The organism is bacterium (genome assembly GCA_035419245.1).
In the GTDB taxonomy this organism is placed as follows: Bacteria; Zhuqueibacterota; Zhuqueibacteria; order Residuimicrobiales; family Residuimicrobiaceae; genus JAKPUX01.
On the sequence record DAOLSP010000003.1, the window covers coordinates 135,268 to 157,135 of the forward strand.

The window sequence follows — 21,868 nt, forward strand, 5'->3', positions numbered from 1 at the left end:
CACCCGGCGCCCGGCGCGCCGATTTCGGCCTTTGAAATTACGCAAAAGATGTGTAACATCTCTAGTATTGAGTAAATAATTAATTCTTAACCGATTCGCAATTTGAGGTCTTTATGTCTGATGCCATTGGCTCTTACCTGTGGAAGGGCAGCGACGACAAAACGATTGACGAAGTGCGCCGTTATTGGACGGACAACGTCAACACCACCCAATTCTGGACCGGCGATCCGCGTCAGATCGGCTCGCCTGAGTTTTACGACACTGTCGGCGCCTTCATCCGCAAGAATTACGAACACCGGTACCGGCTGATCGCCCGGGAGGCGGCCAAATATCCCGGCGGCAAGATGCTCGAGATCGGCTGCGGTGCCGGTTGGGAGCTGATCGCCTGGGCTCAGGCGGGGATGCAGGTCACCGGCCTTGATCTTTCCTCGGGCGCCCTGGAACTGGCCAAGGGCAATTTCGAGCACAACCATCTCCAGGCCGAGTTGAAGCTCGGCAACGCCGAGCAGCTTCCTTTCCCGGACCATACCTTTGATATCGTCGCCTCTTTCGGCGTGCTTCATCAAACCGAGAGCACCGAAAACGCGGTCGCCGAGGTCAGACGGGTGCTCAAGCCCGGCGGCGAGGCGGCGATCACCCTCTATTACAAATATTCCTGGAAGATCCTGCTCACCCAACTGGGGCGGGTTAATTTCGAGTTCGCCCATGAGGATGCACCGATCACCCGGCTCTATGACAAAAAGCAGCTGCGCGAGCTCTTCAAGGAATTCAGCACGGTAGAGATTTTTCTCGATTATACCCGGGCCACACACTCCCCACGCAAGGGATTCCTGGCCTTTTGCTTCAACTACATCTTTGTTCCGCTCTACAATCTGCTGCCCGGCTGCATCCGCAACCGCTTCGGTCATGCGGCGGTCGTGCTCGCTAAAAAATAAGCAGGAGGGAGAGGAGGATGAGGGCTCTGGTCACCGGCGCCTCCGGATTCACCGGCGGCTATATGGTCGATCATCTTGTCGAACGGGGCTGTCAGGTGCGCGCGTTCGTTCGGCCGACGAGCAACACCGCGTTTCTCAAGGCCAAAGGGGTCGATATTTTCACCGGCGATCTGTTTTACAAGGCGGACCTGGCCCAGGCGATGCGCAACATCGACGTGGTTTATCACATTGCGGCGTTATATCGCGAGGCCAATCAGCCGGACCAGGCCTACTGGGATGTCAACGTCACCGGCACCGAGAATGTGATGGCCGCCGCGCTGGAGATGGGGGTGCGGCGGGTGCTGCACTGCAGCACCTGCGGGGTGCATGGTCACATCGAAAAACCGCCGGCCACCGAAACCGCACCGATCAAGCCCGGGGATATTTATCAGGAGACCAAGGCGGAGGGTGAAAAGGTGGCGATGTTCTACCACCGGGATAAGGGTCTCCCGGTCACCATTGTCCGGCCCGTGGGCATCTACGGCCCCGGCGACATGCGGATGCTCAAGATGTACCGGATGATCCATCAGGGTAAATTCATCATGTTCGGCGGCGGCAATGTGCTGTATCACCTCAGCTATGTCACCGATATCGTCGAGGGCTTCCGTCTTGCAGCCGAGACTCCGGCTGCGGCCGGCGAGATTTATATCATCGCCGGGGAGCGCTGGTTTACGCTCAATGATTTTGCCAAGATGGTCGCGGCGGCGCTCAAGGTCGCCCCGCCGCGGCTACATCCCCCGGTCTGGCCGGTCTATGCCGCCGGCTGGTTGTGCGAAAAGATCTGTATCCCCCTGCGCGTGCAGCCCCCGATCTTCCGCCGGCGCGTCGATATTTTCGTCAAGGATCGTGCCTTTGACATTAGCAAGGCGAAACGGGAGCTCGGCTTTCAGCCGAAGGTGGGGTTGGAGGAAGGCATTCACCGCACCGCGCAGTGGTACAAGGAAAACGGCTATCTGGATTGAACACTCTAATCAGCAGGCGCCATGAAAACGATCAATGTCATAGGAAATTTTTCCGGCCGCAATGCCGGGGATGCTGCCATCCTTGGTGGCGTTTTGGAGGATATTTCGCAGCGCTACCCGGAGGTCCTCTTCACCATTCCGACCATCAATCCCGGGTTTGTGCAGCGGCAATTCGCCGAATACAGGATTCAGCCGGTGCCTATGACCCCCTGGCACGGCTCGATGAAGATCCTCGGCTACCCGGTGCTGCGCGCCATGCGCGAAGCGGACCTGATTTTGGTGACCGACGCCATTCTCTTTGACCGCAAGCTCTATAATCCGCTTTTCAACTATCTCTGGACCCTGTCGCATTTTTTGCCGCGCGCTTGGCATAAGGGTGTGCCGATTGTGCTCTACAACTGCAGTCTTGGGCCGATCCGCACCAGTGCCGGCCATGTAGCGTTGCAGCGCATCCTCGACCACACCAGCGCCCTGATCCTGCGCGACCAGGAGTCGGTCGAGCTGCTCGAGCGCCAGGGATTTCAGCATCCGCGGGTGATAGAGGGGGCGGACTGCGCTCTGAACGCCAAGCCGGTCGATGAAGCGCGTCTGGAGGAGATTTGCCGCGATGCCGGCCTCTTCAGCAGTGGCCGGCCGGTGATCGGCTTCAACGTCAACAGTTATGTGGATGCCTTTGTGCGCCAGGGTGGCACCTTCGGCCGCGACAATCTGGTCGAGCTTTATGCGGCCACCGTGGACCGCGTGATCTCCGAGCTGGACGTGGATGTCCTTTTCGTAGAGACCCAGCACATGGACATGGGTATTGCCACCCAGGTGCTCGGGCGGATTCATCACCGTGACCGTGTCCGCATGATCTCCAACAAAGTCTACACCTACCGCGAAATCTGCGCTGTGCTGCAGCGCGTCCAGCTTTTCGCCGGGATGCGCACCCACAGTCTGATTCTCTCCTCGGCGATGGGAGTGCCGCCTGTGGGCATCGTCACCTACCCGAAGAATCGCGGTTACATGCGCACCATCGGCATGGAAGCCCATCTCGTCGATTTCAAGGAACTGGCGGTCGAGAGCTTTTTCGCCCGTATCCACGCGGCTTGGAGCGACCGGGAGCGGATCCGTGCGGTGATGCTGCCCCAGGTAGCCCGCGAGAAGGAGAAAGCGCGCCGCTCGGCCGAGGTGCTCAAAGAGTACCTGGGGTGAGGCGTCGCCCATGCATTCCGGCGGGGGCATGCTCCGTCGCGCAGCCAGCCGGCCGGCGGCGCGCCGCGCCGTCACATTAACCCTTCGCAGCGTATGTCCGCAAAAAAGTCACTCTCGTTACTCTTCCGCTGGCTGATCAGCATTGCCCTGATTGCCTGGGTGCTCTTCAAGGTCGATCTCGGCAAGCTCGGGCAGACGATCAGCCAGGCGGACTGGTTTTATTTCGGCCTCTCCATCGCCCTCACTCCCCTGCTGATTTTTCTCAGCTCCTGGAAGTGGCAGGTCATCCTGCGCGCTCAGGGTATCCACGCCTCGGGTTGGCGCCTCTTCTGGCTTTACATGGTGGGGTATTTTTTCAATACGGTGCTGCCGACTAACGTCGGCGGCGACGTCGTTCGCGCCTGGGCCCTCGGCAAGGCGACGGGTGAAAATGCCAAAGCCTTCGCCTCAGTCTTCATCGAGCGCTTCACCGGCCTGACCGCCTTGATCCTGGTAGCGGTGATCGCTTTCTTCATCGCCCTGCGCGCCCTCTGGGATGCCTGGCTGGCTCTGGCCATAGCGATCTCGGTCGCCGGCTACCTCGCCCTGCTGGTTATCCTCCTCAATGAGCACTACCTGAGCTGGATGGAGAGCAAAGCCCCGGTCGGCCTCCTCCGCCGGATCTTCGCCAAGCTGCGGAAATTCCAGGAAGCGATCCTTTCGATCCGGGATCAGCGCGGCGCCCTGGTCTTCGCCATGGTCAACTCTTTTCTCTTTTATCTAGCCGCTGTGGTCAACGTCTGGGTCAGCGCCCTGGCCTTCCGATGCCCGCTCTCCTTCGTCGATGCCCTGATCATCACCCCGATCATCATGGTCATCATGATGCTGCCGATCTCGATCGGCGGGATCGGCTTGGCGGAATGGGCCTATTTTTTCACCTTTGACCGTCTGGGGTTTGGCGGGGCGGTCGGTCTCTCGGTGGCCCTGCTGATGCGCGTTAAAGCGCTGGTGACAGGCCTGCTTGGCGGCGTCTACTATTCGACCTTGGGGATTCGCATCGATCAGGAGGTGACCATGGACCGAGAGCCCGAAAGGGAGATCGGCGCCGGGGATGTCGCCGGCGAGGTCAAATACTTCAGCGGATTTGAGGATGTCATGCGGCGCCGCAAATCGCCGTTGCACAAGTACGCCGAAATCGTCATCGGCCGCTTCCGGTTGTGGCGGCTTTTGAAGTACGAGATGGTCTCTTTTTTCTGTCTGCCGATGCCGGGTATGATCGGCTATGCCCTGCGGCAGGTCACCCTGCCGACTCTGTTGCGCCACCAGGGCAAGGGGGCGGTCTGGAGCCGTAATGTCACCCTGCGCCATCCCCAGAAAATCAGCATCGGCAAGCGCTGCGTCATCGAGGAGTACTGTTCGCTTTCCGCTCAGGGAGACGACCTGAGCGGTATCACCCTGGGCGATGAAGTGCTCCTCGGCCGCGGCACGGTGCTGGCGACGCGCAACGGCACCATCGAGATCGGTGAGTACAGCAACATTGGCGCTAACTGCCGCCTCGGCACGACGACCCGGATCCGGTTCGGCAAGCACGTCCTGCTGGCGGCCAACTGCTATATCGGCGGGGCGCAGCACAGGTTCGATCGCCTCGATGTGCCGATCATGCGTCAGGGCTACGAGAGCAAGGGGGGGGTGGTGATCGAGGATGACTGCTGGCTCGGTGCCGGGGTGATGGTGCTCGATGGCGTGACCATCGGCACAGGATCAGTGATCGGGGCCGCTGCGGTGGTGACCAAGGATATCCCACCCTTTTCAATCGCCCGGGGCATTCCCGCCAGGGTGGTGGGAACACGGAACGGAGAAAGTGGAGAAGGATCATGAAAAATACAAGGTTGTTATTCTTCATCCTCCTTGCGTACTGTACTAACGCCGCCACGCAAACGGTCGCTGGTGTCGACCCGCAGGAGTACCGCGCCCGCCGGCAGCAGCTGCTGACCGCCATGGACAGCAGCGAGGTATTGGTCGTGCGCGCAGCGGCCAGCGTCGCCCGGGCCGGCGATGTCAATTATCCCTATCATCAGGATGAAGATTTTTACTATCTCACCGGTTGCCGTGAACCGGGTGTCGTGCTTCTGCTCGTCCCCGCCGGTTTTGCGGTGGAGGGGCAAACAGTCCATGAACTCCTCTTCGCGCCACCCTCGCGAACCAATGCCTACACCGGCATCACACCGGGGCCCGATAAACTCCGCGGGGAGTTGGGCATCGAGGCGGCTCTCCCCGACAGCCGGTTTCAGAGTCTCTTCGGCCAGATCCTTGAGGGTAAGCACCTGCTCTATCTCGCCGGCTTGTCGCCCTCCTTCATCAACGATCCCATCGCAGGCAAGGGTTATTTCCTTGACCGCGACAGCAAGAAAGTCCTGAAAGACAAATATCCCGGCCTGCAGATCAAATCGGCTGCTTCCCTGATCATGCCGCTGCGCCTGATCAAGTCGGCTGGGGAGGTGGCGTTGATGCAAAAGGCGATCGACGCTACCGATGCCGCGCTGCGCGAGGCGATAAAAAGCTGCGAGCCGGGACTGTACGAATACGAACTCCAGGCGGTGATCGAATATGGTTTCCTGCGCGGCGGTTGCGCGGCTGCTGCATTCTCCTCGATCATCGGCTCGGGGCCCAATTCGGTCATCCTGCACTATGATACCAACGAGCGGCGGATGGAGGCAGGGGAGACGGTGGTGATGGACGTTGGCGGGGAGTATGCGGGCTATTGCGCCGATGTCACCCGCACCATTCCGGTAGGCGGCCGCTTTACAGCCGAGCAGAAAACGATTTATAATCTGGTGTTGGCAGCCCACGATTCGGCGATCGCCATGATCCGGCCGGGGGCGACCATCGCCGATCTTAATAAAAAGGCTGCGGCGGTGATCGGCAGCGGTCTGATCAGACTCGGATTGATGAAAGCGGGTGAGGAGGTGGCGAAATTCCTGCCGCACGGGATCAGCCACCAGCTTGGCCTCGAAGCGCACGACGTCGAGGGGAACGGTCCGCTCGCGCCGGGCATGGTGATCACCATCGAGCCGGGAATCTACATCGGCGCTGCCATGACTGGAGTGCCGGCCGCCTACCGTACCATCGGCATCCGTATCGAAGATGACGTCCTGGTGACGCCGGACGGTCGTCGGGTGCTCTCGAACGCCCCGCGTTCCATCGTCGAGATCGAAAAGCTGATGAAAAAGAAAGGGATCGCCAACCATCCGATCGGCTGATCCCTTGCTCTCTTTCAGCGCCGCGGGGCTCCATCCAGAGATCCGCGGCGCCTGCTTTTGGCCTTCCGCCGCTACCGCATCAAAGCAATCTTTCTGGTTTGCCTGATCCCCCCGGCTTGCATCACCCCGTAGTAAACTCCCGAAGGCACCACCTCTCCTTTTTGGTTCCGTCCTTCCCAGACCAAACGGTATACGCCCGCCGCCAGCTCGCCATCGACGAGGGTTTGCACCAGTTCGCCGCTGAGACTGAAGATCCGCAGCGCAGCGTACTGCCGTACGGGAAGCGCCAGCGTGAAGGTCGTTGACGCATTGAAGGGATTGGGATAGTTCTGTCCGAGTTCAATGTACTGCGGCAGCGCTCCTGAAGAGGCTTCCGCGACCCCGGTCCGATTGAGGATAAAATGCCAGCGGACCTCGGTGGCGAGCTTACCGTCGCTGACGCTGCCGGTGACGGTAAAAATCCCGTCCGCACTGGGTGCGAGCGTGGGATTGACGACCAGGGTGAGGGTCTGCTGGTGTTCCACGGTAACGTCGTTGACGCGCCACTCGAAGAAGAGGGGATCACCGTCGGGATCCAGCACGGTGTCGAATCCGAAGGTCAGGGAGGTCCCGGGAGCGACCAGGGTCAGCGCCGTATCGGCGGGCGAGTAGCCGGCGAGGAGCGGTGCCCGGTTGCTCTCCTGAAGATAGCCGATGAGCGACCAGAGGCTGGCGATGCCGCCGGCGGTTTGGCAGCTGAAATGACAAAGACCGGGAGAATCAGCCGGACGGACCTGAAAAAGCGCCTCGCCCCGGCCATTGGTGACCAGTATGGGCTGCGAAAGCACATGGCCGCCGTCCGGTGCGGTGATGCTCACCTGTTCTCCAGAAACCGGATTGCCATAGCGGTCGGTCAGCCGGATGGTCAGCTCCACCCCTCTCGAGCCGGGAAGTGCAACCCGCTGGCTGTCGGGGCTCACCTTGACCAGTGCCGCAGGTGCGTCCGGAGCCGCCGTGACCGTGAAGAGTAGGGGGGGCAATGGGGCATCACCGGCATAAACCTGGATTACGCTGGTGGTCGCCTGTTGCCCCAGCGACAGCAGGGCGGAGGCGAGGCCGGCGGCATCGCTCCGGGTGGCGAATTCCGGCGATCCGGAGAAATGGGCATCGCCTTCGGTCACCTTGAAGAGTACCGCCTGGTCGGCGATGGGATTGCCATTGGCGTCGCCCAGCTGGATGCGGAAAGGGGCAGCCAGAGGACGGCCGACGACACCGCTCTGCTGGTTGCCGCTGACAATAGCCCACTGCGCCGGTTGGCTGGCTGCAGCGGAGGCCTTGAAGGTCAGGGTGGTCTGTTCCAGTCCGCGAATGCGGGCCGTCAGGATATTGTTGTGGCGCCCGGCCACCGGCCCCACGCTCCAGAGGACCTGGCAATAGCCGGCGGTATCCGAAAAGACGCTGCATGCCGCCTTGCGGTTTACCAGTCCGCCGCCGGTGGTGATGGCCAGTTCCACAACCACGCCACCCTTGGGTTGCTTATTGTGGTCGAGGACACGAACCACCAGCGGCAGCGGCAAGGGTGAGCTGATGCGTCCGGTCTGGTCGTCGCCCGAAACATAGAGCAGTTGGTCGAGAAGAGCCGGGGGCTGGAAGCGCACTTGGGCGGTATCGGCCAGGGAAAAGTCGGCGCCCTTGATGAGCGCGTTGACGACTTTCAATTCGGCAGTGGTGCTGCGGAGCTTGGCCCGAACCTGTCCGTCGCGATCACTGAGCGAGTCGGACAGGCTGATGAAATTATGGGCGCCGCTGGCGGTGATATCAACCGTGTATCCCGCCAGCGGGCGTGAGGCGGAATCGCGCAGTTCGACGGTGATATCCGACCAGGCACTGCCATCGGCGATCACCGGCGTTGTGGCAGAAACCGTGCTCAGGGTGATTTCCGGCAGTACCGGCTGGGCCATCTCCATGAGCAGGGGAGCCCCCGCCAGGGCGCTCTCGCTATTGGTGCCGCTGATCACCAACTGGTTGAGGGCGCCGAGATAGCGGCCCAGGGTCCAGAAGGCAGAGGCGTTCCCCGCGGCATCGCTGATCACCACCTGCTCGCTCGCGCCAGCGAGAGTGCCTCCACCCGAGACGACTCTGAACAGCACGGCATAACCGGCAACCGGATTGCCGAAGCTGTCGCATACGGAGGCGACAATCGGGCTGGGCAGCGTTTTGCCGGGTGCACCGCTCTGGGCGAAGCCGCTCTGCGCGGTCATCCGGTAGGCTGCACCGCTGATGGACCTGGCTGTGAACGGGACCAGGGTGGTCAGCGGTGCCGTCCGGGCGGTCACGCTGATCGTGCCCGCGGTCGTTCCCAAGGTGAGGGCTGCGCGCGCCAGCCCCTGGGCGTCGGTAAGAACCGTAAGCGAGGATTCCCCGGAGATCATCGCAGCTCCCGATACGACGGAGAACTCGACGGGATAGGCGATGACCGCTCCGCCCTGGTTGTCCATCACCTTGACCACTAGTTCTTCAGGCAGGAGAGAGCCGGCTGTACCGGTCTGATCGTTGCCGGAGACCATCTGGATGATCGCGGCGGTCTGCGGGAGCGGATTGAATACGACGGTGGTGGTCATCAGCAGTTCAGCGCCCGGCACGCGCGCAAAGAGGCTTTTGCTGCCAGCTGTCGTGCTGGTCAGTCCCGCCGTGACCTGGCCGGCTGAGTCGGTCAGCGAGTCAGCCACAGTCAGTCTGTTCCCTGTGCCGCTGGCTGCGAGGCGGACGGGATAGCCGATGAGCGGCTGGCCAGCGGCGTCTCGCAGGGTGACGGTAATGTTCGAGACTTCACTGCCGTTGGCTAGGACGGGGGTTGTGGCACTGAGGGATGAGTGTGCGCTGTCCGGCGCGGCACCGAGCCCGGCCTCCACGATGAGGGGAGAGCCCGTCATGGGCAGACCGTTGACCATGCCGAAGATCTGGAGCTGCTGCGCGACGCCGTGATAGGGTCCCATGCTCCACTGAGCCATTGCCTTGCCCTCCGCATCGGTCAGGAGGCTGCGCGAGGATTGTCCTTCGAGGAGGCCATTGCCGGCCGTGACGGAGAAGAGGATGCTTTGACCGGCAACCGGATTATTGAATTCATCGCGGACCTGGACGATGATGGGGGCGGGGAGGCGCTGTCCGGGGGTTCCATTTTGCCCACCGCCGCTGACGAGCCGCAGGCTGCGGTTGAATGATGCGGTGGCGTTGGCGGTGAACTCGACCAGCGAATCTCCATGGATGGCGCGCAGCCGCTGGATCCCGACAGTCGGCCCCAGGGTCCAGTTGGCACTGATTCTGCCGGCCGTGTTCGTAGTCAGGGTTATGGACCCCTGACCGTTCACAGCCCCGCCGTCAAGCGTCTGCAAGACCACCGGCTCGTTGGCGACAGGGGATCCCTCCTTGTTGACCGCTTCGACGATCAGACTGGTGGAAAGCAGGCTTCCGGCATTACCGCTTTGATGGTCCCCGTTCACCTTGCGCAATCCGATGGTCGGCAGCGTCGCGGTGGCCGTAAAGGCGACGGGCGATTGCGCCGCTCCCTCCACGGCCGCCTGCAGGGCATAACTTCCGGCCGCTGATCCCAGACGGACATGGACAACAGCGAGGCCGGAGGCGTCGCTCTGCACCGGCTGCGGCTCAACGATCTGCCCAACGCCCTGGATGAAGGAAAAAGTGACGGGGATGCCTGCCTGGGCATTGCCGTCAAGATCAGCGACCTTGACCACCAAGGGCGCGGCGAGAGCGGCCCCGGTGTAGGCGCTCTGGCTGTCGCCCGAGAGTTTGCTCACCGCCAGGGCGGGACCCGGCACGTAGACGCGCGCATTGAACCAGATTGGCCCCGGCTGGCCGGGATAGCCTTTGCTGTCGCGGCCGATAAAAATGTAGCGGAAAAACTGATTCTGGCCGGACCAGCCCGTGCCGCTGATCTTGGGATCCATGATCAGGTTGCCGTCGACGTAAAAACTGATCCAGCTGGCTTGCCAAACCACTTTGAATTCATAGGTTCGCTTGTAGCTCCAGGTTGCGCTCTGCATCGCCCGGCCGTCGCTGCGGGTGTCCACCCCCCGGCTGGCGTAATCGATGCGGAACCCCGCCATGCCCGGACCGTCGGAATAGCCGGTGCCGGTGCGGTAGAGCCACCACGAACCCGTGTCGTATTGCGGCGATAAATACATTTCCAGGTGCGAGGCCATGCTGAGGATGTTCTGCTTGGCATCGACGTTCTGCGTGACCGGGTCGAAGTTGGTGACGTTGATGACAAAGGTCCCTTCGGATGGCAGACTGGCCGGTAAAGTGATGATCAACTGGCTGTTTTGCGTCGAAGCCTTCCAGCCGCGGCCGGGTAAGAACTCACCCCCCTTGTTGGTCAGCAGGCCCATCCGGGTGGACGTGCCGCTGGTGAGGCTGTCCGAGTAGAGCAGGCGCTTGTGCTGCGGGATGGTTTGCGTCAGCGCAGTTCCCGCAAGGAGGAGGATCAGCAACATTGAGAGATTACGCATGTTATGCTCCGGAGAAGGAGAGAAGATCATCCCGCAAAAGGAAGAGAACCATAAGGATAGCTGTTCAATCTATACGGGCCGAACCCGCTGTTCGCGGAAAGCTGCAAAGGTCTTTGCAGGCTGGGAAAGGTGTGGCTGTGAACAGGAATCCGACTGCATGACATGAAGAGCGCGCAATCCGTTGCACCAGGTGGCTCAAAAATGCAATTGCCCGTTTTCATTATTGTAACCGGGCCGAACTCTGGAGGCGATAACCTCCATTAAATCAATGTGCCAAAAACTGGCCCGTTCTTTGCAGGGAGAGTCGCCGGGGAAGTGGAAAGGACGAATTCAATGAACCGGCACTCCGGCATGGAACGGGAGGTATCGACATGGCGTTACGCAGCATCAGGCATGGTATTCTAATTCTCTATGGGCTGATCGGGATCACGGCGGCGGCCGCCCAGCCCGTCTCCATGGTTCTCGAAATCGATGATCCCCTGGCCGGCGCGACCAAGGGGTCCCAGCGCGGCGGCAAGCTTACCGCGGCGGGATGGATCACCCAGACCGCATTCGATTATATCGAATACAAGATCCCGACCTGCGCCGCCGGCGAGGTGCAGTTCAAGGTAAAGGGCATCTTCGCCTCCAACGAGGTCTTTCCCAACGTCGGGTACGACCGCGACGGCAAGGCCGTCCCGGGTTCTGACAACGTCCATTATACCCTCTTCGGCATGTACGATCGGGATGACGACAACAGCTGGTACGGCTCGGTCCAGTGGCATAATCCCTACAAGACCGTCATGCATATCTATGGCTACACCGCGGGCGATCTCTTCAAGTGGAAGCGGATGAAACTGCGTCTCAACGTCGCCGCCTTCAACGGCGGGTATGAGGATGATCCGCATGCCTTCGAGGATCCGCCGGTCGGCCCCTTCGAATGGGAGAAGGCGCATGTCTACCAACACCGCCTGGTCTGGGGCAGCGGCCATATGACCTGGTACCTCGACGGAGTCCAGATCAAGGATTGGGACTATTCCAGTTTCGGGGTTGAATACGCTCCGCCGGACCACGTCCTGCGTCTCGGCTCCGGGCTTAACAGCCGCAGCGGCGGGTATGCCTCCCCGAACGGGCTGACCTATACCGATTTTAAGTTTTACCGTTACATAGACGAGACGCCGCCGATGGTGAAGGGGATTGAGCCCGCCTCCGGCAGCGGTGCCGTCGCCCCCGATGCGGACATCCTGGTCTATTTCAGCGAGCCGATGGACGAAAGCGCGACCCAGACTGCCTTCAGCATTACGCCGGCTGTTGCCGGCTCGTTCCGGTGGATCGGTTCGGCTCTGGCCTGGGAGCACAGCGCTCTGATGCAGGCTAATACCACCTATACCGTCAAGGTGGCCGCGACCGCGAGGGACAAGGCCGGTCTGGCCCTGACGGCGCCCTTCAACGCCACCTTCACCACCCGCGGCGAGCAGCTCACAGAGGTCGGCCGCTATGAGCCCTTCGAAGTGACCATCAAAGCCCCCGGCATCGGCGGCACCCGGCCCTATCGCGATGTCCGCCTCAAAGGCATTTTCAAGGGGCCGAGCAAGACCATCGAGATCGAGGGCTTTTGGGATGGAGAGGATATCTGGAAGGTACGCATGGCCCCGACCGAGACGGGCTCCTGGAGCTATCAGATAAGCGGCTCCTCGCCCGCCCTCAGCCGCAGCGGCACCTTCACCTGTGTCTCCTCGATGTCACACGGTTTCATCCGCACCAATCCTTCGCGGCCCTATACCTTCATGTATGACGATGGAACCGCCTGGCTCTGGAAGGGCGACACCAGCTGGCGCGGTTTCACCTCGCTGCTGCCCTATGACGGCCGCTGGAAGGAGATCATCGACCTCCGTAGTGCCCAGGGTTACACCGCCATGCAGTCGATCGTAAACAGCTATATCAACGGCCTTGGGTTCTGGAAGAACGAGGGCGGAACCTGCTTTGCCGAAGAGGGCGAAGTCAAGGATTACGACCAGCTCAATCCCGGCTATTTTCACTGGATCGACAAACGCATCGACTATGCCCTGAGCAAGGGGATCGTTCCGGTCATCCTCTTCTCCTGGGCGCAAGAGTATGTCAATTTCTCGTCGGATCAGTGGGAGAAATACCTCCGCTACCTGGTCGCCCGGTTTGCTGCCAAAAATGTCATCTGGGTGCTTTGCGGCGAGTACAATGAGATCCCCACGGATTACAGCCGTCCCACCAGCGAGTTCGCGGACTGGGGGGCACTGGTGAAAAAGTATGATCCCTATGACCATCCTATCACCCTCCATCCGACCGGCCGCACCAGCAGTGCCGAGTTCGGTGCGAGCAGTTGGATGGATGTGGTGATGCAGCAGACTCCCTATCACGCACGCGACATCCAGCGCGACCGGGTCTACAACAAGCCGGTGGTCAACGCCGAACTCGGCTACATGTATCCCGACCAGGATAATGCCGCCAGCCGCTTTGGTCTATGGGAGATCGTCACCACAGGCGGATACTATACCAATGGTTTCTTCACAACCTATGCCCCGGACAAGGGGGGCTACGATCCGGCGGCACTGCCCGAGGAGCAGCGCTGGGTCGAGTTTCTCAACAAGCTCATGGATCGCCTCCCCATTGCCGAAATGGAGCCCCATCCCGAGTGGACCAGCGCGGGCCAGCTGCTCGCCAAGCCGGGAGTCGAGTATCTCGCCTACAACCGTAATGGCGGACCGGTTACCATCGACCTGACCAAGGTGAGCGGAACCTTGCCGGTCGAATGGCTCGATCCCCGCGCCGGGGTCAGCCAATCCGCCGGCACCGTGACCGGAGGCGGAAAGCAGACCCTCACACCGCCCTTCAGCGGCGACTGGGCGCTCCATATCGGCGCGGGCTTGCGCGCGGATGACATTCCGCCCAATCCCCCCAGCGGGCTCCTGGGCAGCAACCGGACGATGCACAGCATCACCCTGTCCTGGAGCGCCCCTTCGGCCGCCTCCGATGGCGACAGCGCCAGCGGCTACGTGATCTTCCGCGATGGAGCGCAGTTGACCACCGTGACCGCGGCGACCTTCACCGATCAAGGGTTGGAGGAATCCACCTCGTACCGTTATACGGTCTGCAGCCTCGATGACGCCGGCAACAAGAGCAAAGCCGCTGAGTTGACGATCTCCACCACCGGCGACACCCAGGCGCCCCGGGTCACCACAGTGACGGTCGTCTCGGCGACCCAGCTTACAATCGCCTTCGATGAAAAGGTCGAGAGCGCCTCGGCCCAGTCCGTCACCAACTATACCGTCAGCCCGGCGGTGGCAGTCCTCGCCGCTCTGCTTTCCGCCGACGGCACCCAGGTCACCCTGACCACCGCAGCCCACAGCGCCGGGACGGCCTACACCCTGGCAGTCTCGGGGGTCAAGGACCTTGCCCGGCTTCCAAACACCATAGTAAGCCAAAGCTTGAGTTATCGCTTTGAAGCGACCCTTCAGCTCACCGAGCTCAGCCCGGCGACGTACCGGCTGGCGCAGCTCGGTGTTAGCAGCGCCTATTACACCGACCGCGACCTGAAGCTCGTCTCGGTCCCTGCAATCTGCCATGGCTTCACCTGGATCATGACCGAGAACGATGACAAGGAGCGCAGCGATGCCCACTGGCTTTCATTCCGGACCAATTTGGCGGCGACCGTGTTGGTCGCTTACGACAACGGCGTAAGCACGCGCCCCGCCTGGTTGGACGGATGGAGCGACACCGGGGCGGAGATCATCACCACCGACGATTCACCGCTCCATCTTTACAGCCGTACCTTTCCCGCCGGTGAGGTGGTACTGGGCGGCAATGAAGGGACCAGCAAGACCTCGATGTATCTGGTCCTGGTGAAAAAGAGCGAGGGCAGCGTCATCGATGCGACGCCGCCCTCGGTTCCGATCGGATTTGATTTTGCCGAATAGCCTCCATGGGGGGCTGTCCGTCGCAGAAGGCAGGAACGCGTATGGATTATACGTATGAACAATTAGCCAAGAAGGACGATGCGGAGCTCTTCGATTTTCAGCTCCAGTTTCCGCCGGATCATCGCAATTTTATCCTTGCGGGGCAGATTCTCGATGAGCGCAGCCAGCGTGCGCTGCTCTCAGTCGAGACCAGGTCTCTGGCGATAGCCATTGCAGCGCTGGTGCTCGCATTTGTCACCTTTGCCCTGTCGGTGCTCTGACCGAAGAAGACTCGTGCCCGGCGGCCGGCCACCTGGCCCGGCCGCCCACCCGCCGCTCGTTCTCGCGCTTGCCTGGCTGCTCACCCGCGGTCCCTCCCGGCCGCTCGCTCTCGCGCCCACGCGCCGCGCGCTCGTCCGCGAACTCGTGTACACACCCGGCCGGTGCCAACCCACGATTATCCCTCACCCTGATTATTGTCCGTCAGGACCCGCGTGGGGGAAGAAATCGGCGTAAATCTATGTTTTACATGGAAAATGGTTTTCTGACCTGTAGAGGAACCCAGCATGAGCGGATCGTTTTCGCGACTCAGACGTCCTCTCCATGCCATGCCCGATTTTATCGCTGACACACTGGTGCACCAAAGATGGATGGAAGCCTATCCCATCCGGCTGCCGTTCTACCGCAAAGTGGTATGGCATCCGTTTTCAGCGAGGAAGGAAAGGTTGTTTATGGCTGACGCGAACAAGCCTCTCGTTTTGCGAGGCATGGACCTGTTCAACCGGGCAGCTTGAAATGGACCCAACTTACGGGAGAAACCACCATGTCTACGCATCAGGTTTTTGCAATGAAATTTGCGAGGGTGTATACTCTGTACATCGCAAAAGCGGAGCGTAAAAATCGCACGAAAGCAGAGGTGGACCAGATTATTTGCTGGCTGACGGGTTACGACCAGGCCGGATTGCAGTGGCAAATCGAACGGGAAAATGACCTCGCAACCTTTTTTACTCAAGCCCCGGCCCTTCATCCGAACTGTGCGCTCATCAAGGGTGTCGTCTGCGGCGTTCGTGTGGAGGAAATTGCAGATCCGCTGATGCAAAAAATTCGCTACCTGGACAAGCTGATTGACGAGCTCGCTCAAGGAAAGAAGATGGAGAAAATCTTGCGGTAGTGACTCCGGGCGCCCTCAAATTGCAGCCATCACGGCGTTAATAATGCCTTGATGGAGTCGGCCGCAAGCAGTAAGGCGTGCGCCCAGTTCCGCCACCGAGGTAGTCGCCGGTGACCTCCTCGATCGCGCAATACTTGATCGCGCGTTGCAAGGGGTAGAGTCGGCCTTTTACCTCGTGCACTCGATGGGTTCATACGGCTCCTTCGTCGAGACCGATCGGCTGGCGGCGCGCAACTTTGGACGGGCTGTGTTGGTGGCGATCGCGGATGGTACGTCTGGAATTGGCTGTGGCGATCGCCGGGATTTATGGATTTGCTGGTGGGCGGGATCGGCATGCGCCGAGGACGGCCGCATCCACGGATACTTCACGTTGGCGATGCCGTCGATTTCTGGCGGGTTGAGGCCCTGGAACCCGATCGCCGCCTGCGCCTGGCCGAAGAAAAATGGCTGCCGGGACGCGCCTGGCTTGAATTCGAGGTCCTTGCATAGGGCTTTGAGACCATGATCCAGCAAACGGCCGTCTTCGACCCGATAGGATGTTTCGGCCGCCTCTATTGGTTTGCGCTGTACCCCGTGCGCCAACTGGTATTTACTGGCATGTTGCGCGGCATCGTCAATGAGGCGCAGAAAGGGGCCGGATTGGCAGCTTGAGGGCTATCCTGCAGCCCTGCAATATCCGGTACTTCGCAACCGGACCCGACGGCAGTGACCGGAACTGCTCTGGAATGGCTGCCCCGGCTGACGGGTTACGGCCAGGTTCTTTCTCCGCTCCGGCTATTTTACCAGGATCATCCGACGTGTTGTCGATAGTGTTCCGGCCTGCAGGCGGCAGAGATAAACGCCGGTTGCGAGTTCGGTAGCATCGAAAACGAGAGCGTGATTACCGGCAGTCATGGTTTGTCGCACCAGTGAAGCCACCACCCGTCCTTGCAGATCGAGCACTTGAAGGGTCACGGGCAAACGATCGGCGAGAGTAAAACGAAGGGTGGTTGCCGCATTGAACGGATTGGGATAATTCTGCTCCAGCCAAAAGGCTGATGGCTGGACTTGCCGGTTATCGGCAACTTTGGTGATATTAACCGGCTGACTGAATGGGGAGGTGCTTCCCTGCGCATCGGTGGCGGTGGCGGTGACGTGGGGACCGGTGCAGCGGCCCGTCCAGGAAAAAGCGCCGTCGGGGCCGGCGAGGGTTGAGCCCTCAAAGGTCAGACCTTCATCGGCCGGATCCGAAAAAATCTCAACCACGGCGTTAGGGAGTGTTGTTCCCTGCGCCCCATCCGGGGTGAGGCTGGTAAGCGGTGGCGCCTGATTGTTGTTGGCCCCGTCCGCCAGATAAATACCCTTTCCCGCGTTATCCGAAATCGTATTGCGCGTGATCGTATTGCCGAGGGCTTGTGCGCCAAGAACAAAGACTCCGGCGAACCGGTGGTGCTTGATGAGATTGTCCGGTCCAATACGATTCTTCGAGCCGGCTTCGATATAAATGCCCACCCGCTGATCCGCCAGCCCCCAGCTCCCCGTGTAATTGGTGCCTATCCGGTTCCCAGTGATCCAGTTCCCGCTCGACGAGGCGGTATAGATCGCGATCCCGTAATTGAGGTTTCCAGAAATGAGATTCCCTTCACCCGGTGCCGGCCCGCCGATGGTGTTCCCCTTGCTTCCCCAGAGATCGATGCCGCAATCGCGATTGCCGAGCGCTCCCAAACCGGTGCGATCGGTGCCGATATAGTTGCCGGTCACGCGGTTGCTATCCGCCTGAAAAAAGTAGATGCCCGCGAAACGGTTGCCGGAAACGACATTCCGCTCTTCGGCTGTGGAACCGCCGATCACATTGTATCGCGCCTGATTGTCCACATAGATGCCCGTCGTATTGGGTGAGGAGAGGGTATCCAGTCCGCTGAAATTGAGGCCGATGTAATTGCCGACGATGCGGTTGTGATGAGCAGCCGCACCGCTGATCCAGAGGGCATTCTGTGTCCAGGAGCTGATACTCAATCCTTTGATCAGATTATTCGCCGACAAAATGATAAGACCCGACCAGCGCCATCCCGACGATTGGCCATGATATCCACTGACCACCACTTCGGGTCCGTCGCTGTTGGTGTCCCCCTGATGCCGGGCCTGGCTGTCACCGTCTATCACCGTGCCATCATCGGTGATCTGGGGAAGAGGTGTATCCGGTTCAACGAACCAGCAGGAACCGTTGAACAGCCATCCGGTCTTGGGAATATTGAAAACAATGGTGTCGGGGCCGGAATGGCTGTTGGCATCCAGCATGGCTTGACGCAGCGAGCCGGCGCCGGCATCCAGGGTATTGAGCACAGTATAGGTTGCCGTATAACCACGGGTCATCCAGAAAAGACAGCCCGCTGCCAGGACTATCCACAGATGGTTAAGAGCATGACCTCGCATCGATTTTACTCCTTCCCGGAAAACATGCAAAGGATGGAATCACGGGGCAGTTTCAAACGATAACGGCCTTGATCTATCTTTTATTTCATGAGATCATCGACGCTCTCGCCGCAATGTCAAATCGCCGGTCAATCCTGACCGGCATCGGTCTTGCCACAAAGTGCTTGACCGCAACCTGGCAATCCCCTATATTAACCAGGGCAGGATGGACCGATAACCGAACCCCGGGTCGATGGTTTCCGTCGTAGCGGCTGACCGTCCAGGCAGAGGAAGGAGAAAGAGGGCAGGGATTCATCAGATCAGGACACCGGTATGAAAGGAAGAGCATCCATGCAAAGCATTCGCAGCAGACTCTTTATCTGGCTTATTAAAAACAGGCATTTGTTGAAGCTGAAATTGAAACCCGAAGTGGTTGACTCCAATTTTTCAGTGGCAAAATTCCGGGATGAAGTGGACCGTTCGACGGCCAAGCTGAAGCTGCCGAAAGATGTCACTGCCAAAAAGGAAAACATCAACACCATGACCGCTGAATGGATCCTTCCTGAGCATCCTGCTGCGGGGAAGGTGCTCCTGTATCTGCATGGCGGCGGATTTATTTCCGGTTCATGCCAAACACACCGGATGCATGTCGCCAAATTCGCATCGGGATCTCAATTAAACTCTTTGGTCTTTGATTACCGGCTCGCACCGGAGCATCCTTTCCCGGCCGCGCTCGACGACTGTGTTGCCGCTTATCAGTGGCTTTTGAAGGAAGGATACCAGCCTCAGGATATCCTGGTCGGCGGCGAATCCGCTGGCGGCACACTGACGCTTTCTCTCCTCCTGGCATTAAAGGAGCGGGGGATAGGCTTGCCGAAAGCGGCGTTTGCCATCTCGCCTGTCACCGACCTCAGATGCCTGGCGGACTCTTTCAAGTATAATGCACATAATGATATAGCGCCTATGGGGTCATGGGATTTATGGACTCAGCTCTATATTGGTGAAAACGATCCTACCCTGCCGCTCCTCTCCCCCTTGTTTGGCGACTATGCGGGGCTTCCCCCGCTGCTTATTTGTGTCGGGACGCATGAAATTCATCTGGATGATTGTGTCCATGTGGCTCAGAAAGCCCAGGCCCAGGGGGTGGAGGTAACCCTGACCCAATGGCCGCGGATGGTCCATGCTTTTCCGCTGCTCTCCCCGCTGTTTCCCGAAGCCAGGCAAGCGATGGCAGAGATTTGCGAGTTTGTAAGAAGCCATGCCAAGGCTTGAACGCGCCGCCTGAAGTGGCCTTACCGTCCGGGACGGGTCGATCGCAAAACCCCGACCCATCCCGCAAGAAATAAAGCCTGTACGCCTAAATCAAGGAGGATCCAGCCATGCTCCCCGTCGAAGAGAGAGAGGATGTGTTCCCCATTTGCCCCCATTGTGGTAAAGAACTCCTTAAAATATGGTGCCGGGAACTGGAAAGCTTCTTCGGCAAAAGATATATCTATTTTTGCCCCGACTGCAGGAAGGTGCTTGGCGTATCGCATCGCAAAGGATTCTGGATGGGATAGGATCCGGTGTAGAGGCTGACCGCCTTACGCGCGGCGTACAAACGGTCCCTCTTAACGGACCCGGCTTCTGCGGCAGGTTGCTGCCCCGGGATCGCCGAATTCCATAAAGTGATCGATGAGATAGCCTTTGCATGATAAATCTGCCAGGAAAAGGAGTACCCATGAAAAGCCGCTTGCTGATCCTTCTCATCTTCGGCCTGTTGTTGCAGCCGAGCGCAGCCGAGCGCAAGACCTCCATACGGGCCGCTGTGCCGGAGCGGGTGATCGCACTTGATTTTAACGCGGTGAAGGGCCGCTTCAATCCCATGTTCCGGGAATGCATCGGCGCCGGGCGGGCCAATGAAGGACTGCGGGCCGACTGGCAGCAGCAGCTGGCCTACGTAAAGCGAGAATGCGGCTTCCGGTATATCCGTATGCACGGCCTGTTGACGGACGATATGGGTGTGTACCGCGAGGACCGCCGGGGCAATCCGGAGTACAACTTTCAGTACATCGACCTTCTCTACGATTATATACTCAGCATCGGCATGAAGCCTTTTGTCGAACTGGGATTCATGCCGGAGGCCCTGGCGAGCGGCAAGCAGACCCTTTTTTGGTGGCACGGCAACGTCACGCCTCCCCGGGATTTTCAGCGATGGGAGGAGCTGATCCGCCGTCTCGTCCTCCATTTCACCGAACGCTATGGCGCGGATGAAGTGCGGAGCTGGTATTTCGAGGTTTGGAACGAGCCCAACCTCAATGCCTTTTGGACCGGAACCCAGGCGGAGTATTTCCGGTTATACCGGCACACCGTCCAGGCCATCAAGAGCGTGGATGCAGCCTATCGCGTGGGGGGTCCCGCCACGGCCGGCGCGGCCTGGGTGCCGGAGATGATCGATTTTTGCGCCAAGAATCAGCTGACACTGGATTTTATCAGCACGCACGCGTATGGGGTCAAGCAAGGGTACCTCGATGAATTCGGGAATGCCGGGACGGTTCTCGATAAAAATCCCCTGAGCGTCAGCGGGGATGTGCTCCGCTCACGCCGGGAGATCGCCGCCTCGGCCATGCCCCATCTGGAGTTGCATTATACGGAATGGAGCGCTTCCTACACCCCGGCCGATCCCATCCATGACAGCTATCACGAAGCGGCGTATGTGCTGGAAAAACTCAAGCAGGTGGGCGATGCGGCGAACTCGATGTCGTATTGGGTCTTTACGGATATCTTTGAGGAAGCTGGGCCCCGTTTCACTCCCTTCCACGGCGGCTTCGGCTTGCTCAATTACCAGGGCATCAGCAAGCCGGCTTTTTTCGCCTTTAGGTTCCTCAATCAGCTCGGAAATCTGGAGCTGGTCAACACCGATTCGTGCTCCTGGGCCTGTAAGGATGAAACAGGCAATGTCCAGGTGCTGCTCTGGGATTTCACCAACACCCATCCCGGTGATACGGTGAACAACCAGGAGTACTACATCCGTGATCTCCCGGCCAAAGCCAAGGGCAAGGTCAAGATTTCGGTCGCGGGGATTGCCGCCGGCCTCTACAGGCTGGAAATCTCCCAGGTGGGCTATCGCGTCAATGATGCCTATGCCATTTATCTGGCTATGGGCAAGCCCGCCCAGCTCACGCCGAAACAGGTGGAGCAGATCAAGCGACTAAGCGATGGCGCGCCGGTGGCGAACGAGCTGGTCGAAGTGAAGGCCGGCACTCCTTTTGTCACGGAAGTAGAACTTCGCGAAAATGATGTGTTTCTGGTCAGGCTGATCCGAGGGAACTGATACGAAGCGTGGCCGGTATCGCCTGCCGGCCGCACCTCTTCTCCGTCATGAGCAAGGTCGACGCGGAGGTGAAGGTGATGGTTTCTGCCTGTCCGGGAAGGGAGACGAAGGAGTATTCGGTGATCTCTCCCTCGAAAAAGCGGCTTCCTGGATAGTTGCGGAAAACCCCCAGCTGTTCCTTGACGGAAGGGCCCCGAACGGCCTACTTAAA

At 59.8% G+C, this 21,868-nt stretch carries 13 protein-coding genes and 1 pseudogene; 12 read left to right on the plus strand and 2 right to left on the minus strand.

Annotation, left to right across the window (positions count from 1 at the left end):
* Window positions 1-113: 113 nt before the first annotated feature.
* The 5 genes from PLH32_06490 (at window position 114) to PLH32_06510 (ending at window position 6,369) form a co-directional block, all read left to right on the plus strand.
* Complete coding sequence (locus tag PLH32_06490) at window positions 114-935, plus strand: methyltransferase domain-containing protein (GenBank protein ID HQJ64244.1); 822 nt, start codon at window positions 114-116, stop codon at window positions 933-935.
* 17 nt (window positions 936-952) lie between these two features.
* Window positions 953-1,936 (plus strand): NAD-dependent epimerase/dehydratase family protein, encoded by a 984-nt coding sequence (locus PLH32_06495; protein ID HQJ64245.1) that lies wholly within the window; start codon window positions 953-955, stop codon window positions 1,934-1,936.
* 21 nt (window positions 1,937-1,957) lie between these two features.
* Window positions 1,958-3,130: a polysaccharide pyruvyl transferase family protein gene (locus tag PLH32_06500; GenBank protein ID HQJ64246.1), complete on the plus strand. Its 1,173-nt coding sequence runs from the start codon at window positions 1,958-1,960 to the stop codon at window positions 3,128-3,130.
* Between the two features lie 93 nt (window positions 3,131-3,223).
* Entirely contained in the window at window positions 3,224-4,987 is a 1,764-nt protein-coding gene (locus PLH32_06505; protein HQJ64247.1) for a flippase-like domain-containing protein, read from the plus strand.
* Complete coding sequence (locus PLH32_06510) at window positions 4,984-6,369, plus strand: aminopeptidase P N-terminal domain-containing protein (protein HQJ64248.1); 1,386 nt, start codon at window positions 4,984-4,986, stop codon at window positions 6,367-6,369. The genes PLH32_06505 and PLH32_06510 overlap by 4 nt, the downstream gene beginning before the upstream one ends.
* 71 nt (window positions 6,370-6,440) lie before the next feature.
* Here the strand turns inward: PLH32_06510 and PLH32_06515 are convergent, their stop codons facing one another.
* The gene (locus PLH32_06515) at window positions 6,441-10,874 is read right to left on the minus strand and encodes an Ig-like domain-containing protein (protein HQJ64249.1); all 4,434 of its coding nucleotides are present in this window, start codon (window positions 10,872-10,874) and stop codon (window positions 6,441-6,443) included.
* A 371-nt stretch (window positions 10,875-11,245) separates the two neighbouring features.
* Here PLH32_06515 and PLH32_06520 point away from each other — a divergent pair, with 371 nt between their 5' ends.
* The 5 genes and pseudogenes from PLH32_06520 (at window position 11,246) to PLH32_06540 (ending at window position 16,604) form a co-directional block, all read left to right on the plus strand.
* The gene (locus tag PLH32_06520; GenBank protein ID HQJ64250.1) at window positions 11,246-14,803 is read left to right on the plus strand and encodes a DUF4038 domain-containing protein; all 3,558 of its coding nucleotides are present in this window, start codon (window positions 11,246-11,248) and stop codon (window positions 14,801-14,803) included.
* Between the two features lie 41 nt (window positions 14,804-14,844).
* On the plus strand, window positions 14,845-15,063 hold the full coding sequence (locus PLH32_06525; protein HQJ64251.1) for a hypothetical protein: 219 nt from the start codon (window positions 14,845-14,847) through the stop codon (window positions 15,061-15,063).
* A 285-nt stretch (window positions 15,064-15,348) separates the two neighbouring features.
* A complete protein-coding gene (locus tag PLH32_06530) occupies window positions 15,349-15,576 on the plus strand; it encodes a hypothetical protein (protein HQJ64252.1) in 228 nt (75 codons plus the stop codon).
* Window positions 15,577-15,605: 29 nt separating this feature from the next.
* Window positions 15,606-15,953, plus strand: coding sequence for a DUF2200 domain-containing protein (locus tag PLH32_06535; GenBank protein ID HQJ64253.1), 348 nt, complete (start codon window positions 15,606-15,608; stop codon window positions 15,951-15,953).
* Between the two features lie 285 nt (window positions 15,954-16,238).
* Window positions 16,239-16,604, plus strand: a pseudogene (locus tag PLH32_06540) (DUF2867 domain-containing protein).
* A 123-nt stretch (window positions 16,605-16,727) separates the two neighbouring features.
* Here the strand turns inward: PLH32_06540 and PLH32_06545 are convergent.
* On the minus strand, window positions 16,728-18,365 hold the full coding sequence (locus PLH32_06545; protein ID HQJ64254.1) for a right-handed parallel beta-helix repeat-containing protein: 1,638 nt from the start codon (window positions 18,363-18,365) through the stop codon (window positions 16,728-16,730).
* Between the two features lie 330 nt (window positions 18,366-18,695).
* Between PLH32_06545 and PLH32_06550 the strand changes: the two genes are divergently transcribed.
* Window positions 18,696-19,616: an alpha/beta hydrolase gene (locus PLH32_06550; protein ID HQJ64255.1), complete on the plus strand. Its 921-nt coding sequence runs from the start codon at window positions 18,696-18,698 to the stop codon at window positions 19,614-19,616.
* Window positions 19,617-20,064: 448 nt separating this feature from the next.
* On the plus strand, window positions 20,065-21,657 hold the full coding sequence (locus PLH32_06555) for a glycoside hydrolase (protein ID HQJ64256.1): 1,593 nt from the start codon (window positions 20,065-20,067) through the stop codon (window positions 21,655-21,657).
* Window positions 21,658-21,868 lie beyond the last annotated feature (211 nt).